The sequence below is a fragment of the Curtobacterium sp. MCLR17_031 genome (genome assembly GCF_003234775.2).
Taxonomy (GTDB): Bacteria; Actinomycetota; Actinomycetes; order Actinomycetales; family Microbacteriaceae; genus Curtobacterium; species Curtobacterium flaccumfaciens.
The window spans coordinates 353275-370157 of the sequence record NZ_CP126270.1; the positions used below are offsets into that span (position 1 = coordinate 353275).

Sequence of the window (16883 nt, forward strand, 5' to 3'; positions counted from 1 at the left end):
TGGGCGGGTGCTGCTGCCGACGGACCTGCTCGGGGTGTGGGACCTGCACCGCACCGTGCACGACCACCGCGCCGGTGCCACGGGGACCGTCACCGGGACCACCACCCTGACGCGGGTCGGTGACGTCGAGGTGCGCTGGGACGAGTCGGGCGTGATGACCTTCGACGGCCGGACGACCCCGGTGTCACGGACCCTGGCCCTGCGGCGGACGAGTACCGGCGGCTGGACCGTGCACTTCTCCGACGGTCGGGTGTTCCACGACTGGGTCTGGGGCACGAGCGTCGCCCACGCCTGCGCTCCGGACGACTACACGGGTGCCTTCGACGGCGACGAAGACCGCTGGACGGTGCGGTGGGAAGCGCGCGGCCCGGCGAAGGACTACCGGCTGGACAGTGTCCTCACCCGACCCGGGTCGTGACCCGGGGTCGGCGGTCACCGCCAGACTGGGGGCATGGCACGCTCCTCCGGCACCGACGCCCCGCGCATCACCCTGACCGAACCGACGAACCTCGAGGACTGGGCGCCAGCACCCGGTGACGTCCTGACGGGTGACCGCATCGAGGGCAAGCGCATCGACGTCCTCGACCTGGCCGGCGAGCGACTGCCCGACCTGGAGATCGAGGAGTGCGTCATCGACACGTTCCGGGGCGACGACGCGGACTTCCGGGGGCTCCGGGTCCGTGACTCGATCATCGACTCGCTCGACGCCCCGATCCTGCGAGCGTCGAGCAGCACGTGGCGCGAGGTCCGGGTCTCCGGCGGGCGCGTCGGATCGGCGGAGCTGTACGACTCCGGACTGAACGGCGTCGAGTTCGTCGGCATGAAGTTCGGGTTCGTGAACCTCCGCGGCTCGACGATCACCGACGTGGTGTTCCGCGACTGCGTCATCGACGAGCTCGACATCGCCGACGCGAAGCTGCTGCGGGTGTCGTTCGACGGCAGCAGCATCCGCGCCGCCGAGGGGTCGAACACCCGCATCGACCACGTCGACCTTCGTGGAGCGGACCTCGATCGGGTCGAGCGGCTCGAGGGGTTCCGCGGGGCCACGATCGGCGCCGACCAGCTGTACACGCTCGCGCCGCTGCTGGCTGCACAGGCCGGCTACCGCGTCGACTGACCGAGCCCGGGTTTCGCGCTCACCGACACTCCACGCCCGCCCGGCCCCGCGAACTGTCGCTCAGCCCGAAACATCGGACGCACCGACGGACGCACCGACGTCAGCGCCCGCGCCCACCCCCGCCAGCGCCACCGCCAGGTCGGCCTGCACCAGGTCGCCGTGCACCGCCGCACCCGTCTGGGTGCCGGCAGCCGCCGACGCGATGACCGTCGCCATCGGGGCCGTCACGTTGCCGGCTGCGTAGACCCCGCGCACGGCGGTCTGCCCGGCGGCGTCCACGGTCAGCGCCGTCGCGAACCGGTGGTCGCCCATGAACTGGTCGGTGGCGGCGAGGCCGAGCCCGGACAGGAACGCCACCCGCGCTTCGGGCCGGCTCGCCGTGGCCAGGGCATCGAGCTCGACGAACGACCCGTCGCCGAGCCGGACCCCGGTCAACCGGTCACCCTCGGAGACCACGGCGGCGACCGGTCCCTGAGCCACCGAAATGCCACGGGCCGCCAAACCGGCCAGGGCGGTGTCGTCCATCAGTGCTGGATCGGTCAGGAACGCGGTCACTCGATCGCTCAGCGCCCGGAACATGAGCGCGTGGTGTGCGCCGTTCGGCGTCGTGACGAGGACCCCGATCCGCTGGTCGCGGATCTCCCACCCGTGGCAGAACGGGCAGTGCACGACCCCGCGCCCCCACTGCTCGGCCAGACCAGGGACCTCCGGCAGGACGTCCACGGCGCCGGAGGCGACGACCAGCCTGCGCGCCGTGACGACCTCGCCCGAGTCCAGCGTGACCGAGAAGCCGACCGGGTCGTGACCGTCACCGGTCGTGGCGGACGTGGCCACGATCCTCCCGGCCGTGACCTGGACGCCGTAGGCGGCGACCTCGTCGCGACCGATGCGGACCAACTCGGCGGGCGCGACGCCCTCGTGGCCGAGGTAGTTGTGCGCGCCGGCCGCCGGGGCGTTGCGGGGCTCGCCGGAGTCGACGACGAGCACCGAACGCCGTGAGCGGCCGAGGATGAGGGCGGCGGAGAGGCCGGCGGCCGAGCCGCCGATGACGATGACGTCGAAGTGTGTAGGCATGCGCTGATCATGCGGCGGATCGAGCGAGAACAGCAACGAACTTTGCCGGTGTGGCAACATGGCCGTCATGGGACACGGCAGCCAGGACACGACCGCCCCGCGCACGACGGCCGAGGTCGTCGACGGGGTCGGCCCCCGCCTGCGCGCGCTGCGTGCCCACCGCGACGTCACGCTCGCCGCGCTGTCCGAGCAGACGGGGGTCTCGGTGAGCACGCTGTCGCGGCTCGAGTCCGGCCAGCGGAAGCCCACGCTGGAACTGCTGCTGCCCCTCGCCCGGGCGTACCAGGTGCCCCTCGACGACCTGGTCGGCGCACCGCAGACCGGCGACCCGCGCGTGCACATGAAGCCCGAGGTGCACGGTGGCCGTGTGGTCGTGCCGCTGACGAAGCGGACCGGCGGGGTGCGCTCGTTCAAGCAGCTCTTCCCGCCGAACACCCCGGGTGGGGAGCCGTCGCTCAAGACGCACGAGGGCTACGAGTGGCTCTACGTGCTGTCCGGACGGCTCCGCCTCGTGCTGGGGGAGCACGACCTCGACCTCGGACCCGGTGAGGTCGCCGAGTTCGACACCCACACTCCGCACTGGATGGGCAACGTGACCGACTCCGTCACCGAGGTGCTGTGCCTGTACGGGCCGCAGGGTGAGCGGGCGCACGTGCGGTCTCGACCCGCCCGGTGACCCCCTGCGTCAGTCCGTGAAGACGTTCCCCACGACGTCGTCGAGCAGATCGGTCGTCTCGATGTTCGACTGCTGGATGTGGATGCCGAGGTCACCCCGCGTGAAGTACGTGTCGCCGTCCGTGACCGGGTACTGCGAGTTCTTCGAGACCTTCTGGCACAGGTACCCGTCGGACTCGTCGCCGCAGTCGTAGCCCTTCGCGCTGAGCTGCTCGAGCGCGTCGCGGGCTGCGGTCGGGTCGACGGCGTCGACCGCGATGGACAGGTACGAGATGTCGGCCTGCGGCTCCCGCCACACGCAGTACAGGCGCTTGCCGTCGCCCTGCAGCGCCGGGGTGAACGAGCTCTTCGGGATCGCGATCGGGTCGCCGACGACCGACGGGTCGTTGAGCGGTGCCGACGCGAACGCCTTGTCCCACTTGCCAGGGGTGATCAGGTCGGTGCAGCTGGCCGGGACGGTGGCGGTGTCGTCGCTCGGGGCCCCGGTGCCGGTGGGGCTCGGAGCGGTCGTGGTGTCGGTCGGGCTCGGTGCCGTCGTCGGGTCGGCTGCGGTGGTCGCGGTGTCGCTCGCGGGTCCGGCCGGTCCGGCCTGGGCGCAGCCGGTCAGAGCGAGGCCCGCAGCCAGCAGGGCAGCGAGCGTGATCGTGTGGCGCATGGTTCCCCTTCGTCCGGCCGCGTCAGTCCGTGACCCTCGCTCACGAACGTACCGACCGAGGGCCGAGGTGGCTGAGACCGTCACCGATTCGTTGTCCCCCGACCCCGTTGGTCAGCGGCTGCGCCACCACCGCCGCGATCGCGACCCGGAGCGCAACCGTCGCGCCCACCGGCGCACCGGGTTGGCCCGCCGGCCGTTCACGCGGAACGTGTGGAAGGCGCGTCGCGTCCGCACCCAGACGGACGGGAGGCCCGCCAACGGTCGCGCGGACACCTGCACGGTGAGCACGGGGTCGGCCACCACCCGCCAGGCCGGGTCGAGCTGCATGCTCAGGTCGACGTCGTCGTGCACCTCGGCGTCGTCGCGGTGCGCTCGCCCACCGACCGCGGCCCAGGTCGACCGGCGCATCGCCATGGCAGACCCGAACAGCGGCGGACGCCCGAGCGCGCTCCACATCAGGACGAAGTACGGGCCCATGTACACGGCGTTCCACAGTCGGCGCACCACGGCGCCACCGTTGCGGGGCCGTCCCGGACCGGTGACCGCGACGACCTCGGGGTCGGTGAGCAGCCGGACCGCGTCGGCGATCCAGGACGGCGGCGGGACGGAGTCGGCGTCGAGCCGCACGACGACGTCGCCGGACGCACGGTCGTAGCCGCGCGCCGAGGCCCGGGCGATCCCGCGCACCGGCTCCGTGAGCACGACCGCACCGGCGTCCCGGGCGATCGCCGCGCTGTCGTCGGCGCTGCCGTTGTCGACCACGACGACCTCGTCGGCCGGCCGGGTCTGGGCCGCGAGGGCGGCGAGGCACCGCCGCAGGTGCACGGCGTCGTCCCGCACGGGGATCACGACCGAGACACGGGGCACCCGTCGATCCAACCGGCTGTCGCCTGTGCGGATTGCCGGACCGCGTTTCCCGGTGATCCTGGGACCGGCCCAAGAGGGCACGGCGCACGTTCGTTGCGAAACGCCCCCGGTGCACGCCGGGGACGACGACAACCGGAAGGCCGACCATGACCACGAACCCACCCGGGAACGACTCCGGGACGCCCATCCATGACCGCACCGCAGCCTCCGAGGGCCACGAGGTCGCCCCCGGCGTGACGGTGCCGTCGTACGCCAGTGGTACCCCCGCCGCGCGACCCACCGATCCCGGTGCGCCGCAGACCTACGACCCGTACGGCGACAGCGCCGCCGAGGTGCCGTTCGACGCGCCCCTCGACGCCGTCCCGGCCGACGAGCAGCTCCCCGCCGTCCCGTCCGCCGCTTCCGCCGGCAGCGCTGGAAACTCCAGCAGCTCCAGCGGCGATGGCAGCGCCAGCGGCTCGGGCAGTGACTCCGGCAGCGGCTCCGGCAAGGCCGACGCGGCCAAGGGCGCCGCGCAGGACGTCGCCGGCGACGCCAAGGAAAAGGCCGCGAACGTCGCGGGCACCGCCAAGGAGCAGGCGTCGAAGGTCGCCTCCGAAGCCACCGACCACGCCAAGCGGCTCTACGGCCAGGCGTCCGAGAACCTCAAGCAGCAGGCCGGCGAGCAGCAGCAGCGCGCTGCCGGCGGACTCCGCTCCCTCGGCGAGCAGCTCGGTCGCATGGCCGAGAACGACGACGAGCAGGGCGTCGCCTCGAAGGTCGTCCGCGACCTGTCGGGCCGCGCGACCTCGGCCGCCGGGTTCCTCGAGAACCGCGACCCGGGCTCGCTGCTCGACGAAGTGAAGACCTTCGCCGCGAAGCGCCCCGGCACCTTCATCGCGATCGCCGCCGGTGCCGGCCTGCTGGCCGGACGCCTGACCAAGGCGCTCGCGACCGAGGTCAAGCACGAGAAGGAGGCCGGCGACGGCACCACCGGATCGGGGAGTGGCGTATGAGCCAGTCCGTCCCCGGCGCGACACCCCTGGGTGAACCGACGCCCGAGGAGCGCGCCGCGACCACACCGCTCGGTGAGCTGCTGTCCGACGTGTCGCGTGACCTCTCCAGCCTGTTCCGGCAGGAGGTCGCCCTCGCGAAGGCCGAGCTGACCGACTCCGCGAAGAAGGCCGGCAAGGCGGGCGGGATGTTCGGCGGCGCCGGACTCACCGCCGTGTTCGCCCTGCTGTTCCTGTCGATCGCCGCGTGGTGGGGCCTCGGTTACCTGATCGGCAACGCCTGGTCCGCCCTGATCATCGCGGTCGTCTACGCGATCGTCGCCGCGATCCTGGCCGTCCGCGGGCGCAAGGAGATCAAGGAGATCAAGGGCGCCCCGCAGACGGTCGAGACCGCCAAGGAAGTCCCCGAGACACTCAAGCCCAACACCGGGAGGAAGCCATGAGCACCCCAGACGAGATCCGCGCCGACATCGAGCGCACCCGCGGCGAACTCGGCTCCGACGTCGACGCCCTCGCCGACAAGGTCAGCCCGTCGTCCATCGCCCACCGCCAGAGCGAGAAGGTGAAGGGCCGGTTCCAGGACGTCCGTGAGTCCGTGATGGGCGCGGCCCAGTCGGCCCGCTCGAGCGCCTCCGGTTCCGCCTCGGGCGCGACCGGCCAGGCGAAGGACGTCGCGCAGAAGGGCGTCGAGAAGGCGAAGGGCAACCCCCTGGCCGTCGGCCTCATCGCGTTCGGTGCCGGTTGGCTGGTGTCGTCGCTCCTGCCGACCACCGAGAAGGAAGAAGAGCTCGCCGGTGAGCTGAAGGACAAGGCTGCACCGCTCGTCGACGAGGTCAAGGAGCAGGCGAAGGACGTCGGCTCGCAGCTCGGCGACGTGGCGAAGGAGCACGCGCAGGACCTCAAGGGGACCGCGCAGGACGCCGCGCAGACGATCAAGGGCGAGGCGCAGGGGGCCGCGTCCGACGTCAAGGACAACGCGCAGGGTGCGGCGGACGACGTCCGCAGCAGCTGAGCAGAAACCCCACGACGGACAGGAGGCGCGGTGCCAGCTGGCACCGCGCCTCCTGCCCGTGAAGCGGTAGCGTTCCGGGCATGGACCCGATCGACGAGCTCGCTGCGGAGCTCCGACAGTCCATCGGCCGGGTCGTGCGTGCCGCACGACGCGAGGCGGACGCGCTGCCGGCGACGCACACCACCACCCTCGGGTTCCTGCACCGCGAGGGCCCGATGACGATCGCGGAACTCGCGCGCCGCCGCGGCGTGAAGCACCAGGGGCAGTCCCGCACGGTGGGCGAGCTGGCCGACCTCGGCTACGTCGACCGGACGGCGTCGGACACCGACCGTCGAGCGTCGGTGATCCGGATCACGGACGCCGGCCGGGCCGCCCTGCAGCGCGACATGGACGCCCGCACCGACTGGCTGGCCGACGCGATCCGCGAGGAGACCGACGCCGAGGAGCGTGCCCTGCTCCGCCGTCTGCCCGAGCTGCTCGAACGGGTCGCGCGCCGGGCTGGCTGAACGACTCCTCACCTCCTGAGCGATCGCAGAAGTACAACACAGCTGTACAGTTGTGTCCATGGAGTTGACGAAGTACAACCACGCCACCGTCGTCCTCGAGCAGGACGGCGTCACCCTCGTCATCGACCCCGGGGTGTTCACGCCCGAGGCCGTCGACCTCGTCCGCGGCGCCGCGGGCGTCCTCGTCACGCACGACCACCCCGACCACTTCGACATCGACGCCCTGCGCGCGGGGCTCGCCGCGAACCCGGACCTCGTCGTCCGCGGTCCGGAGACCGTCGTCGAGCAGCTCGGCGAACACCACGGCCGGGTCCGAGCGGTGCACGCCGGCGACACGATCACCGTCGGACCGTTCTCCGTCCGGGTCTTCGGCGAGCAGCACGCGGTCATCCACCCCGACATCCCGTCCACCGCGAACGTCGGCTACCTGGTGGACGACGCGGTGTTCCACCCGGGCGACGCGTACCTCGAGCCCGGCGTCCCGGTGCCGACCCTGCTGCTGCCGACGAGCGGCCCGTGGACGAACACCGCCCAGGCCGTCGACTACGTGCGCGCCGTGGCGCCGGAGCGGGCCGTGCAGATCCACGAGGCGATGCTGAGCGAGCTCGGCCAGCAGTCCGCCGCGCGCTTCCTCGGTCCGGACGGTCTCGGGCCGGTGCCCGTCCTGATCCTGCCGGCGGGGGAGACGATCACCGTCTGACGGACGCGGGCCGCCCCTGGGAGGCGATCCGGGCCTCCCGAGCAGCATGGACGGATGGCCGACGCACCCACGACAGCAGTCCTCTTCGACATCGACGGCACCCTCGCCGACTCGAACTACGCGCACATCGACGCGTGGTGGCGAGCGTTCCTGGCGGCGGGGGAGTCCGTCGACGCCTGGCGGATCCACCGTGCGATCGGGATGGACTCGGCCAAGCTGCTCGAGACCCTGCTGCCGGACGCGTCCCAGGAGACCCGCGACACCGCGAAGCAGTTCCACACCGCCTACTACGCCGAGCAGATGCCGCGGCTCCGGCTGCTGCCGGGGGCACGCGAGCTCCTGCAGGCCGTCGCCGAGGCCGGGCACGCCGTGGTCCTGGCGACCAGTGCGCCCGAGTCCGAACTCGCCCGCCTGCGCGACCTGCTCGACGCGGGCGAGTGGGTCACCGCCGAGACCAGCTCCGAGGACGTCGAGCAGGCGAAGCCGGATCCCGGCATCATCCGGGTCGCGCTCGACAAGGCCGGGGTCTCCGCCGACGACGCCGTGATGGTCGGGGATGCCATGTGGGACGTCGAGTCCGCCGGCAAGGTGGGGGTGCAGTGCGTCGGCGTGATGACCGGCGGCATCGGCGGTGACGAGCTCCGCGGTGCCGGGGCGGCCGAGGTGTACGACGACGCGGCAGCCGTGCTCGCGGCGTTCCGTGCCGGCGAGGGCCCGATCGCGGCACTCGGCCAGCGCGGCTGACGGGCGGCGCCGCTCGCGCCCGACGGGCGCCTCGGTTTCCGCGTCGTCGGTCGCCCGTGCCAGGATCGACGTTCGTGATCACGATCGAACGCGTGTCCTGGGACGACCCCCGCAGCGTGGTGCTCCGCGCCCGCATGGACGACGAGATGCACGAGCGCTACGGGTCGGCCAACGCCGGCGAGGACCCGGCGGTCACCGCCGAGCGGGGTCGTGCGCTGAGCGTCGACCCGTCGACCGTCGTCACGTCGATCCTGGCTCTCGACGAGTCCGGCGAACCGGTCGGGCACATCGCCGTCCGGCGTCTGGGTGACGAGGTCGAACTGAAGCGCCTCATCGTGCTGGCCTCCGCGCGTGGCAAGGGTGCGGCCACCGCACTGCTCGACGAGTGCGAGCGCGTCGGCCGTGAACTCGGCGCCCCGCGGCTCATCCTGCAGACGGGCGACAAGCAGCCCGACGCCGTGGCGCTCTACCGGAAGACCGGCTGGGACCAGATCGACGTCTACGAGCCCTACGCCGCGACGATGCCGTGGTCGTTCTGCTTCGAGAAGACGCTCTGACTCGACCCGATCCAGATTGCACTTTCAAAACGAGAGTGCAATTCTTGCTCGGTGAGCACCACCGAACGCACCCGCGCGCTGCGCCGACGCATGATCGTCGAGGCACGTCGGGCGACGGTCGAACACGGGCTGCACGGCTTCACGATCGAGCAGCTCTGCGAGGCCGTCGGGGTGTCGCGCCGCACGTTCTTCAACCACTTCGGGTCGAAGGACGACGCCGTGCTCGGCATCGAGCTCAACGCCGACGTCGAGGCGATCGACGCCTACGCCGCGGGCGGGATCGTCCCCGGCGAGCTCGACCCCCTCGGGTCGATCGTCGCGCTGGCGATCGACCAGTTCGGCCGGGTCGGGTTCGTCCGTGCCGACGAGGCCATGATGCGTCGGGTCTTCGAGCGGGAGCCGGCGCTCGTCGCGCGGTTCCTGTCGGCGACCGACGTGCAGCTCGCCCGGGTCACCGTGGCCGTGCGCCGTCGGTTCGGGTGGGACGACCCCGGCGACCGTCGGGCGCGCCTGGTGACCGAGGCCGCGGCCGCGCTGCTGAAGGTGACCGCGGAGACGTACTTCGACGACGCCTTCGACGAAGCCACCGGGCCGACGTTCGACGCGCTGCTCACCGAGAACCTCCGCCTGCTCAGGGCGGTCACCACGACCGAACGGGAACACACCACATGAGCGCCACCGCGCCGGGCACCACCAAGCGTGCCCGCCCAGGCTCCGACGGCCCGCTGCTCCTGACGCAGCGTCGCATCTGGATCATCTTCTCCGCCCTGATCGCGGGGATGCTGCTCTCCAGCCTCGACCAGACCATCGTCTCCACCGCGATGCCGACCATCGTCGGCGAACTCGGTGGCGTCGCGCACCAGGCCTGGCTGACGACGGGGTACCTGCTCGCCTCGACCATCGTGATGCCCGTCTACGGCAAGTTCGGCGACGTCCTCGGTCGCCGCAACCTGTTCCTCATCGCGATCGCGCTGTTCACCATCGCGTCGGCCGGGTGCGCGTTCGCCACGGACTTCACGCAGCTCGTGGCGTTCCGCGCCATGCAGGGGCTCGGCGGCGGTGGCCTGATGATCCTGTCGCAGGCGATCATCGCAGACATCGTCCCGGCCTCGCAGCGCGGCAAGTACCTCGGCCCGCTCGGTGCGATCTTCGGCCTGTCCGCCATCGGTGGCCCGCTGCTCGGTGGCTTCTTCGTGGACCACCTCACCTGGAACTGGGCGTTCTACATCAACATCCCGGTCGGCATCGCGGCGTTCTTCGTGGCGTGGTTCGCGCTGACCCTGCCGAACAAGAAGGCGACGAAGCGCATCGACGTCCTCGGCGTGCTGTTCATGTCCGCCGCGACCACCTGCCTGGTGTTCTTCTCGGAGTTCGGCGGCAGCAAGGACCACGGCTGGGACGCCCCCGAGACCTGGGCCTGGTTCGCCGGTCTCGTCGTCTCGGCAGCACTCCTGGTGTTCGTCGAGTCCCGCGCGCAGGACCCGGTGCTCCCGCTGTCGTTCTTCCGCAACCGCACCTTCCTGCTGGCCACCGGCATCGGCCTCGTGCTCGGTATCGGCATGTTCGCCGCGATCGGCTTCGTCCCGACGTTCCTGCAGATGGCCTCGGGCACCTCGGCCGCGGTCTCCGGCCTGCTGATGCTGCCGATGATGGCCGGCCTGATCGGCACCTCGATCGCCTCGGGTGTCCTGATCACCAAGACCGGGCGCTACCGGATGTTCCCGATCGTCGGCACGGTCCTGGTGGCCATCGCGATGCTCGCGATGACCCAGCTGGCGGCGGACACCCCGATCTGGCTGATCTGCGCGTACCTGTTCGTCTTCGGTGCCGGGCTCGGCCTGATCATGCAGGTGGTCGTCCTCGTCGCACAGAACGCCGTGCCCGCCGAGCAGGTCGGGACCGCGACCTCGACGAACAACTACTTCCGTGAGGTCGGCGCCTCCCTCGGCACCGCCGTCTTCGGCGCGCTCTTCACCGCGCGGCTCACGACGTCGCTGACCGACGTGTTCCGCGGTGCCGGTGGTTCGGCGACCGATGCGGCGTCGTCGGCGGGCAGCATCGACCCGTCGACCGTCGCGGGCCTGCCGCCGGCGGTGCAGGACGGCGTCGTGAACGCCTACGCCGACTCGCTCGCACCGGTGTTCTGGTACCTGCTGCCGTTCATCGCGGTGGCGTTCCTGCTCGCGCTGTTCCTGCCGCAGATCACGCTCTCCGACACGGCCGGCATGGTCGCCCGTGGCGAGGCCGTCGGCGGCGACGAGGCCGACGAGCTCGAGCGCGCGCAGCGCGCTGCGCGTGCGGAGCACGCGGCGGCTCCGGAGGGTTCCGCGCCGGGGCCGGACACCGACCGGTAGACCGACCGACCGACGGACGGGAGGCCCGGTGCCAGCTGGCGCCGGGCCTCCCTTCCGTCGTTCGGTCGCGTTCACTGCCGCGGCCCGACTTTCGTGCTGAGCGACACATCGCGCGTTCCAGCGCGCGTGAGCTGTCGCTGAGCGCGTGAGGTCGCGATGACCCGGCGCTACGCGCCGGTGCTCGCGCGCGGCACGAGCCGCGTCGGCAGGGCAGCGGGCTCGGCGGCCGTGCCGTCGAGCGTCGCGAGGAGCCGCAGCGCTGCAGCGCGACCGAGGTCGGCGCCGGGCAGCGCCACGCTCGTCAGGGCCGGCGCGGTGACCGACGACGACGGCAGGTCGTCGAAGCCCGCGACTGCGAGTGCGCCGGGGACGGCGATGCCGAGCGCTCCGGCGACCCGCAGGACTCCGTAGGCCAGGGTGTCCGCGGCCGCGACGACCGCGGTGACGTCGTCGTCCTGCCAGGCCTCGATGACGTGCTCGGTGGCCGAGGCCGCGGCCTCCACGGTGAGGTCGGCGCGCGCGGTGACCTCGGAGACCGTGATGCCGGCCTCCGCACAGGCCTGCTCGAACAGTTCGCGGCGCACGCCGAACGTCGCCGCCCTCGAGGTGCCGTCGAGGTAGCCCACGTGCCGGTGCCCCTGGTCGTGCAGGTGGGCGACGAGGTCGTGCACGCCGGTGGAGAGGTCGTAGTTGACCGCCTCGGGCCCACCGGGGGCGTCGAGCAGCACCACGGGGACGCTCGCCGACATCGACTCGTCGGCAGCGGGGGCGTCGACCAGGATGCCGGCCGGCCGGAGCCGTTCGAAGCGCCGGACGTCGGCCGCGACGGGCTGCGCGCCCCGCTCGGTGACGGAGAGCACGAGCTGGAACCGGTCGCCCAGGGTGTCGCGGACGCCACGGATGACCTCGGCGAAGAAGGGGTTCGACAGGTCGGGGGCGATGAACACGACGAGGTCGCCGCTGCCGCGCGCCAACGAGCTCGCCGCGTGGTCGACGACGTAGCCGAGGTCGTCCACGGCGTCGCGGACCCGTGCGGCGATGGGTGCGGAGACCCGCCCGCGGTCCTTGCCGTTCACGACGAGGGAGACGGTGGCGATGCTCGTGCCCGCACGCTCGGCCACCATCGCCGCGGTCACACGACGGCTCGGAACGGCGGGGGAGGGCACCCGTCGATGCTAGCGAGCGTGGTGGTCGAACTTGACGTCAAGCGTTTGACGTGTTTCGATGTCAAACGCTTGACGCGCCACGTCGCCAGCGCTCTGCCGGCTCGTGGATCCCCACCACGTCGAGCACTCACCTCGATTCCCCGAAGAAGTGGAGCGCCCAGCGTGCCCGATGCGACCCAGCCCGCCGCGAAGATCATCCTCGACTGCGACCCCGGCCACGACGACGCCGTGGCGCTCCTGCTCGCCCACGGCAGCCCGGCCATCGACCTGCTCGCGGTGACCACCGTCGTCGGCAACCAGACCCTGCCGAAGGTCACGCGCAACGCCCTGGCCGTCGCCCGCATCGCCGGCATCACCGGGGTGCCGTTCGCCGCCGGAGCCGCCCGCCCGCTGCTGCGTCAGATCGAGGTCGCACCGGACATCCACGGTGAGAGCGGCCTGGACGGCCCGATGCTCCCCGAGCCGTCGTTCGACCTCGACGAGCGCCACGCCGTCGACCTGATCATCGACACCGTGATGGCCCACGAGCCCGGCACGGTCACCCTCGTGCCGACCGGGGGTCTGACGAACATCGCCCTCGCGGCCCGCAAGGAGCCCCGCATCGTCGAGCGCGTCAAGCAGGTCGTGCTCATGGGCGGCGGCGTGCACGTCGGCAACTGGAGCCCGGTCGCCGAGTTCAACATCGTCATCGACCCCGAGGCCGCGGCCATCGTGTTCGAGGCCGGCTGGGACGTCGTGATGGTCGGCCTCGACCTGACGCACCAGGCCCTCGCCACCCCCGAGGTCGCCGCGCGCATCGCCGGCGTCGGCACCGCCCCCGCCGCGTTCGTCGGCGAGCTGCTCGACTTCTTCGGCCAGACCTACAAGGACGCCCAGGGCTTCGACGCCCCGCCGGTCCACGACCCCTGCGCCGTCGCGTACGTGATCGACCCCACGATCGTCCGCGCCGTGAAGGTCCCGATCCACGTCGAGACCCAGGGCGCGCTGACCCTCGGCATGACCGTCGCCGACTTCCGCGCCCCCGCGCCCGAGGACTGCCGCACGAGCGCCGCGATGGAGCTCGACCACGGCCGCTTCTGGGACCTCGTCGTCGACGCCCTCGAGCGCATCGGCGAGACGGCCGACACCGGCTGGACCCCACGTGCCGCCGCCGACGCCGTCGAAGCCGGCATCACCACGACCCCGGAGCACTGAACCCCATGACCACCACCTCGACGAAGAAGTCGATCGGCGCCCTCACCGCCGCGCTCCTCGCCGCGTGCATCGCGTTCCAGCTGAACGCGAGCATGCTGAGCCCCGCCCTCGTCACGATGGCGCGCGAGCTCAACACCAACGACGCCACGATCGGGCTGTCGCAGACCCTGTACTTCACGCTCGCGGCGCTGTTCTCGCTGTTCCTGCCGCGGCTGTCCGACATCGTCGGTCGCAAGCGTGTGCTGATCGGCATGCTCGCCGTGATGCTCGTCGGCAGCATCGTCGCCGCGCTCGCGGTGAACGTGCCGATGCTGTTCGCCGGTCGCATCATCCAGGGCGTCACCGGTCCGGTCGTCCCGATCTGCCTGCTCGTCCTGCGCAACGAGATCAGCGACCCGAAGCGCTACGGTGCCGCCCTCGGCCTGCTCACCGCGGTGAACGGCGGCATCGCGGGTGTCGACGCCCTGGCCGGCGGCTGGATCGCGACGAACTTCGGGTTCCGCGGGATCTTCTGGGTCATCGCCGTCGTCACCGTCCTCGCCCTGTTCCTGGTCGCCGTCTGGGGTGTCGAGTCGAAGCCCTCCGCCGGTACCCGGATGGACTGGATCGGCGTCGTGCCCCTCGTGGTGAGCGTCGGTGCGCTGCTCACGGCGTTCAACGAGGCCGGCAAGCTCGGCGCGGCGAACCCCGTGCTCGTGGTCGGTGGCGTCGTCGTCGCGCTCGTCGCCTTCGCCGTGTTCTGGGCCGTCGAGTCGCGGGTGCGGGAGCCCCTGGTCGAGACCCGGTTCCTGCAGCGCCGCGCGACCTGGGCGCTCCTGGCGACGACGTTCCTGACGATGACGGGCGTGTTCGCGGTCGTCAACGGCCTGGTCACCTCGCTCGCTCAGAACGGTGACGCCGGCTTCGGCATGGAACCCGACCTGGCCTCGCTCGTGTTCCTCACCCCGTACGCGCTGGTCGGCTGGATCGTCGGACCCTTCGCCGGGCGCCTCGCCCCGACCATCGGGTACCGCGCCGTCCTGCGCTTCGGCCTGATCGGCAGCATCGTCTCGACCGTCCTGATGGCGCTCGTCGGGGTGCACTCCCTGCCGGTCCTGGTCACCGCGACCGTGCTGATCGGCATCACCTACGCCGGCATCGCGAACATCATCCTGAACGGGCTCGGCATCGTGCTGTCGCCGGAGTCGAACCCCGGGTTCCTGCCCGGCCTGAACGCCGGTGCGTTCAACCTCGGCGCCGGGGTCAGCTTCGCCGTCCTGCCCGCGCTGCAGATCGCGCTCGGCGTCGGCGGTTCCGCGGGCACCGCCGGCTACTCCGGTGGCATGCTGCTCGGGGCCGCGATCACCATCGTCGCGCTCGCGATCTCGTTCCTCATCCCCCGTCCGGAGGGTGCCGAGACCACGTCCGTCGCCCCGCAGAAGGAGACCGTCCGTTGACCGAGAGCATCGTCGTCGTCGGGTCGCTCAACGCGGACCTGGTGGTCCGCACCGCGCGCTTCCCCCAGCCCGGTGAGACCCTGCAGGGCTCCGACCTCGCGATCCTGCCCGGGGGCAAGTCCGCCAACCAGGCGGTGGCTGCCGGGAGGCTCGGGGGCACGGTGCGCATGATCGGTGCGGTCGGCGACGACGGGAACGGTGCGCTGCTCCGCGACTCCGTCGCGGCTGCGGGTGTCGACACGACGCACGTCGCCGTCCGTGAGGGCGTCGCGACCGGCACCGCCGTCATCACGGTCGACGCCGCAGGCGAGAACACCATCGTGATCTCCGCCGGGGCGAACGGCACGCTGACGCCGGACGACGTGCCGACCGACGCCTTCGCCGACGCTGCAGTGCTGGGGCTCTGCCTCGAGGTGTCGATCGACGTCGTCCTCGCCGCCGCCCGCGCCGCGCACGCCGCCGGGGTCACGGTGCTCACGAACCTGTCGCCGTTCGGTGCCGTGCCGGCCGAGCTCCTCGAGCTGACCGACGTCCTGCTGGTGAACGAGCACGAGGCCGCGGCGCTCGGTGACCACGGCGTCGCACGGTCGATCGTCACCCGCGGCGGTGCCGGCTGTGTCGTGCACGATCGCGGTGCCGAGCCGGTGTCGATCGACGCCGTGCGGGTCGAGCCGGTGGACACCACGGGCTGCGGCGACGCCTTCATGGGTGCGGTGGCGCTGCGTCTGGCCGCGGGCGACACCCTCGTCGACGCCGCTCGGTTCGCGGTGGGGGTCGGGGCGTACGCCGCGACCAAGCCGGGCGCACAGGCCTCGTACCCGACCACCGCCGAGCTGGAGGCGTTCCTGCGGGCGGAGGACGGGCCTCCAGGCCGTTAGCGTTGTCCCCATGCGCGTGGGAGTCCTCGACATCGGGTCCAACACCGGCCACCTGCTCGTGGTGGACGCCCACGGCGGCGCCGCGCCGCTGCCGGCGTCCTCGTTCAAGCAGCCGCTGCGGCTGGCCGAGCACCTCGACGACTCGGGCGCGGTGACCCAGCAGGGCATCGACGCCCTGACCGCCTTCGTCGCCGACGCCGTCCGCGTCGCCGAAGAACGCGGCTGCGAGGACATGCTCGCGTTCGCGACCTCGGCGGTGCGCGATGCCGGCAACTCCGAGGCCGTGCTCGCCCACGTCGAGGCCTCCACCGGGGTCGAACTGGCCGTCCTGTCCGGCTCCGACGAGGCTCGGCTGACGTTCCTGGCCGTGCGCCGCTGGTTCGGCTGGTCCGCCGGTCGCCTGGCGGTCTTCGACATCGGCGGTGGCTCGCTCGAGATCGCCGGCGGTGCCGACGAGGCGCCGGACGTCGCGTGGTCGATGCCGATCGGCGCCGCACGCCTGGCGCGCTCCTACTTCGCGGCCGGCACCCCGACCGAGGACGACGTCCGCCGCATCCGGCACGAGATCCGTGTGGAGATCGCCCGGGACGCCGGACGGCTGCTCCGCTCGGGGCGTCCGGACCGGGCCGTGGCGACGTCGAAGACGTTCCGGTCGATCGCCCGCGTCTGCGGTGCCGCCCCGTCGGCCGCCGGGCCCCTGGTGCCGCGCGCGCTCGACGGAGCGGTGCTGCGGCAGCGGCTGCCGGAACTGCTCACGATGTCGGTCGACGAGCTCGCGGCGCTGCCCGGTGTCTCACCGAGCCGGGCGCACCAGGTGGTGCCCGGCGCGCTCGTCGCCGAGGCGTGCCTGGACATCTTCGACCTGCCGGCCCTCGAGATCTGCCCGTGGGCGCTCCGCGAGGGCGTGATCCTCGAGCGGCTCGACCAGCTGTCGGTGCTGGGCAACTCCCAGTAGT

The 16883-nt window shown here is 72.1% G+C and carries 20 protein-coding genes; 16 read left to right on the forward strand and 4 right to left on the reverse strand.

What is annotated here, in order from left to right; genetic code table 11:
* The first annotated feature begins 7 nt into the window (after positions 1–7).
* Both DEI96_RS01815 and DEI96_RS01820 read left to right on the forward strand, forming a co-directional pair.
* Complete coding sequence (locus DEI96_RS01815) at positions 8–418, forward strand: DUF6314 family protein (protein ID WP_111024921.1); 411 nt, start codon at positions 8–10, stop codon at positions 416–418.
* Between the two features lie 33 nt (positions 419–451).
* Positions 452–1117, forward strand: coding sequence for a pentapeptide repeat-containing protein (locus DEI96_RS01820; RefSeq protein ID WP_111024920.1), 666 nt, complete (start codon positions 452–454; stop codon positions 1115–1117).
* 60 nt (positions 1118–1177) lie between these two features.
* Here the strand turns inward: DEI96_RS01820 and DEI96_RS01825 are convergent, their stop codons facing one another.
* On the reverse strand, positions 1178–2191 hold the full coding sequence (locus DEI96_RS01825) for an NAD(P)/FAD-dependent oxidoreductase (RefSeq protein WP_111024919.1): 1014 nt from the start codon (positions 2189–2191) through the stop codon (positions 1178–1180).
* Between the two features lie 58 nt (positions 2192–2249).
* On the opposite strand from DEI96_RS01825, the gene DEI96_RS01830 reads away from it, so the two are divergent.
* Positions 2250–2867: a helix-turn-helix domain-containing protein gene (locus DEI96_RS01830; protein WP_111024918.1), complete on the forward strand. Its 618-nt coding sequence runs from the start codon at positions 2250–2252 to the stop codon at positions 2865–2867.
* Positions 2868–2876: 9 nt separating this feature from the next.
* Here DEI96_RS01830 and DEI96_RS01835 read toward each other — a convergent pair whose 3' ends face one another.
* Together DEI96_RS01835 and DEI96_RS01840 are read right to left on the reverse strand one after the other, a co-directional pair.
* Positions 2877–3521 (reverse strand): hypothetical protein, encoded by a 645-nt coding sequence (locus DEI96_RS01835; protein WP_111024917.1) that lies wholly within the window; start codon positions 3519–3521, stop codon positions 2877–2879.
* A 111-nt stretch (positions 3522–3632) separates the two neighbouring features.
* Positions 3633–4388 (reverse strand): glycosyltransferase family 2 protein, encoded by a 756-nt coding sequence (locus DEI96_RS01840; protein WP_111024916.1) that lies wholly within the window; start codon positions 4386–4388, stop codon positions 3633–3635.
* 146 nt (positions 4389–4534) lie between these two features.
* Between DEI96_RS01840 and DEI96_RS01845 the strand changes: the two genes are divergently transcribed.
* From DEI96_RS01845 to DEI96_RS01885, 9 genes are all read left to right on the forward strand, one after another.
* Complete coding sequence (locus DEI96_RS01845) at positions 4535–5383, forward strand: hypothetical protein (RefSeq protein ID WP_111024915.1); 849 nt, start codon at positions 4535–4537, stop codon at positions 5381–5383.
* The gene (locus DEI96_RS01850; RefSeq protein WP_051597109.1) at positions 5380–5823 is read left to right on the forward strand and encodes a phage holin family protein; all 444 of its coding nucleotides are present in this window, start codon (positions 5380–5382) and stop codon (positions 5821–5823) included. The genes DEI96_RS01845 and DEI96_RS01850 overlap by 4 nt, the downstream gene beginning before the upstream one ends.
* Entirely contained in the window at positions 5820–6392 is a 573-nt protein-coding gene (locus DEI96_RS01855; protein ID WP_111024914.1) for a DUF3618 domain-containing protein, read from the forward strand. The genes DEI96_RS01850 and DEI96_RS01855 overlap by 4 nt, the downstream gene beginning before the upstream one ends.
* Before the next feature lie 80 nt (positions 6393–6472).
* On the forward strand, positions 6473–6898 hold the full coding sequence (locus DEI96_RS01860) for a MarR family winged helix-turn-helix transcriptional regulator (protein ID WP_111024913.1): 426 nt from the start codon (positions 6473–6475) through the stop codon (positions 6896–6898).
* Between the two features lie 58 nt (positions 6899–6956).
* The gene (locus DEI96_RS01865; RefSeq protein ID WP_111024912.1) at positions 6957–7598 is read left to right on the forward strand and encodes an MBL fold metallo-hydrolase; all 642 of its coding nucleotides are present in this window, start codon (positions 6957–6959) and stop codon (positions 7596–7598) included.
* A 54-nt stretch (positions 7599–7652) separates the two neighbouring features.
* Positions 7653–8342, forward strand: a complete 690-nt coding sequence (locus DEI96_RS01870) for an HAD family hydrolase (RefSeq protein ID WP_111024911.1) — start codon at positions 7653–7655, stop codon at positions 8340–8342.
* Positions 8343–8416: 74 nt separating this feature from the next.
* Positions 8417–8899, forward strand: a complete 483-nt coding sequence (locus tag DEI96_RS01875; RefSeq protein WP_246566111.1) for a GNAT family N-acetyltransferase — start codon at positions 8417–8419, stop codon at positions 8897–8899.
* Between the two features lie 51 nt (positions 8900–8950).
* Positions 8951–9571 (forward strand): TetR/AcrR family transcriptional regulator, encoded by a 621-nt coding sequence (locus DEI96_RS01880; protein ID WP_258373005.1) that lies wholly within the window; start codon positions 8951–8953, stop codon positions 9569–9571.
* On the forward strand, positions 9568–11253 hold the full coding sequence (locus tag DEI96_RS01885; RefSeq protein WP_111024910.1) for an MDR family MFS transporter: 1686 nt from the start codon (positions 9568–9570) through the stop codon (positions 11251–11253). Before DEI96_RS01880 ends, DEI96_RS01885 begins: the two co-directional genes overlap by 4 nt.
* Positions 11254–11420: 167 nt before the next feature.
* Here the strand turns inward: DEI96_RS01885 and DEI96_RS01890 are convergent, their stop codons facing one another.
* Positions 11421–12419, reverse strand: a complete 999-nt coding sequence (locus DEI96_RS01890; protein ID WP_258373004.1) for a LacI family DNA-binding transcriptional regulator — start codon at positions 12417–12419, stop codon at positions 11421–11423.
* Between the two features lie 162 nt (positions 12420–12581).
* Between DEI96_RS01890 and uriH the strand changes: the two genes are divergently transcribed.
* Genes uriH through DEI96_RS01910 form a run of 4 tightly spaced genes read left to right on the forward strand, consistent with a single transcriptional unit; the run spans position 12582 to position 16882 of the window.
* Entirely contained in the window at positions 12582–13613 is a 1032-nt protein-coding gene (gene uriH / locus DEI96_RS01895) for a uridine-preferring nucleoside hydrolase UriH (RefSeq protein WP_071251777.1), read from the forward strand.
* Between the two features lie 5 nt (positions 13614–13618).
* Entirely contained in the window at positions 13619–15049 is a 1431-nt protein-coding gene (gene uriT, locus DEI96_RS01900) for a uridine transporter UriT (RefSeq protein ID WP_111024909.1), read from the forward strand.
* Positions 15046–15927 carry a ribokinase gene (locus DEI96_RS01905; RefSeq protein WP_111024908.1) on the forward strand — a complete coding sequence of 294 codons (882 nt, stop codon included), beginning with the start codon at positions 15046–15048 and terminating at the stop codon, positions 15925–15927. Before uriT ends, DEI96_RS01905 begins: the two co-directional genes overlap by 4 nt.
* A 10-nt stretch (positions 15928–15937) precedes the next feature.
* Positions 15938–16882 (forward strand): Ppx/GppA family phosphatase, encoded by a 945-nt coding sequence (locus DEI96_RS01910; RefSeq protein ID WP_111024907.1) that lies wholly within the window; start codon positions 15938–15940, stop codon positions 16880–16882.
* Position 16883: the final 1 nt, after the last annotated feature.

What these genes read in the sequence shown, in the direction of transcription:
- DEI96_RS01850 (WP_051597109.1), top strand. Translation starts at nt 5,380, where the DNA reads ATGAGCCAGTCCGTCCCCGGCGCGACACCCCTGGGTGAACCGACGCCC.
- DEI96_RS01825 (WP_111024919.1), bottom strand. Translation starts at nt 2,191, where the DNA reads ATGCCTACACACTTCGACGTCATCGTCATCGGCGGCTCGGCCGCCGGC.
- DEI96_RS01885 (WP_111024910.1), top strand. Translation starts at nt 9,568, where the DNA reads ATGAGCGCCACCGCGCCGGGCACCACCAAGCGTGCCCGCCCAGGCTCC.
- DEI96_RS01835 (WP_111024917.1), bottom strand. Translation starts at nt 3,521, where the DNA reads ATGCGCCACACGATCACGCTCGCTGCCCTGCTGGCTGCGGGCCTCGCT.
- DEI96_RS01820 (WP_111024920.1), top strand. Translation starts at nt 452, where the DNA reads ATGGCACGCTCCTCCGGCACCGACGCCCCGCGCATCACCCTGACCGAA.
- DEI96_RS01845 (WP_111024915.1), top strand. Translation starts at nt 4,535, where the DNA reads ATGACCACGAACCCACCCGGGAACGACTCCGGGACGCCCATCCATGAC.
- uriT (WP_111024909.1), top strand. Translation starts at nt 13,619, where the DNA reads ATGACCACCACCTCGACGAAGAAGTCGATCGGCGCCCTCACCGCCGCG.
- DEI96_RS01865 (WP_111024912.1), top strand. Translation starts at nt 6,957, where the DNA reads ATGGAGTTGACGAAGTACAACCACGCCACCGTCGTCCTCGAGCAGGAC.
- DEI96_RS01910 (WP_111024907.1), top strand. Translation starts at nt 15,938, where the DNA reads ATGCGCGTGGGAGTCCTCGACATCGGGTCCAACACCGGCCACCTGCTC.
- DEI96_RS01855 (WP_111024914.1), top strand. Translation starts at nt 5,820, where the DNA reads ATGAGCACCCCAGACGAGATCCGCGCCGACATCGAGCGCACCCGCGGC.
- DEI96_RS01860 (WP_111024913.1), top strand. Translation starts at nt 6,473, where the DNA reads ATGGACCCGATCGACGAGCTCGCTGCGGAGCTCCGACAGTCCATCGGC.
- DEI96_RS01870 (WP_111024911.1), top strand. Translation starts at nt 7,653, where the DNA reads ATGGCCGACGCACCCACGACAGCAGTCCTCTTCGACATCGACGGCACC.
- DEI96_RS01830 (WP_111024918.1), top strand. Translation starts at nt 2,250, where the DNA reads ATGGCCGTCATGGGACACGGCAGCCAGGACACGACCGCCCCGCGCACG.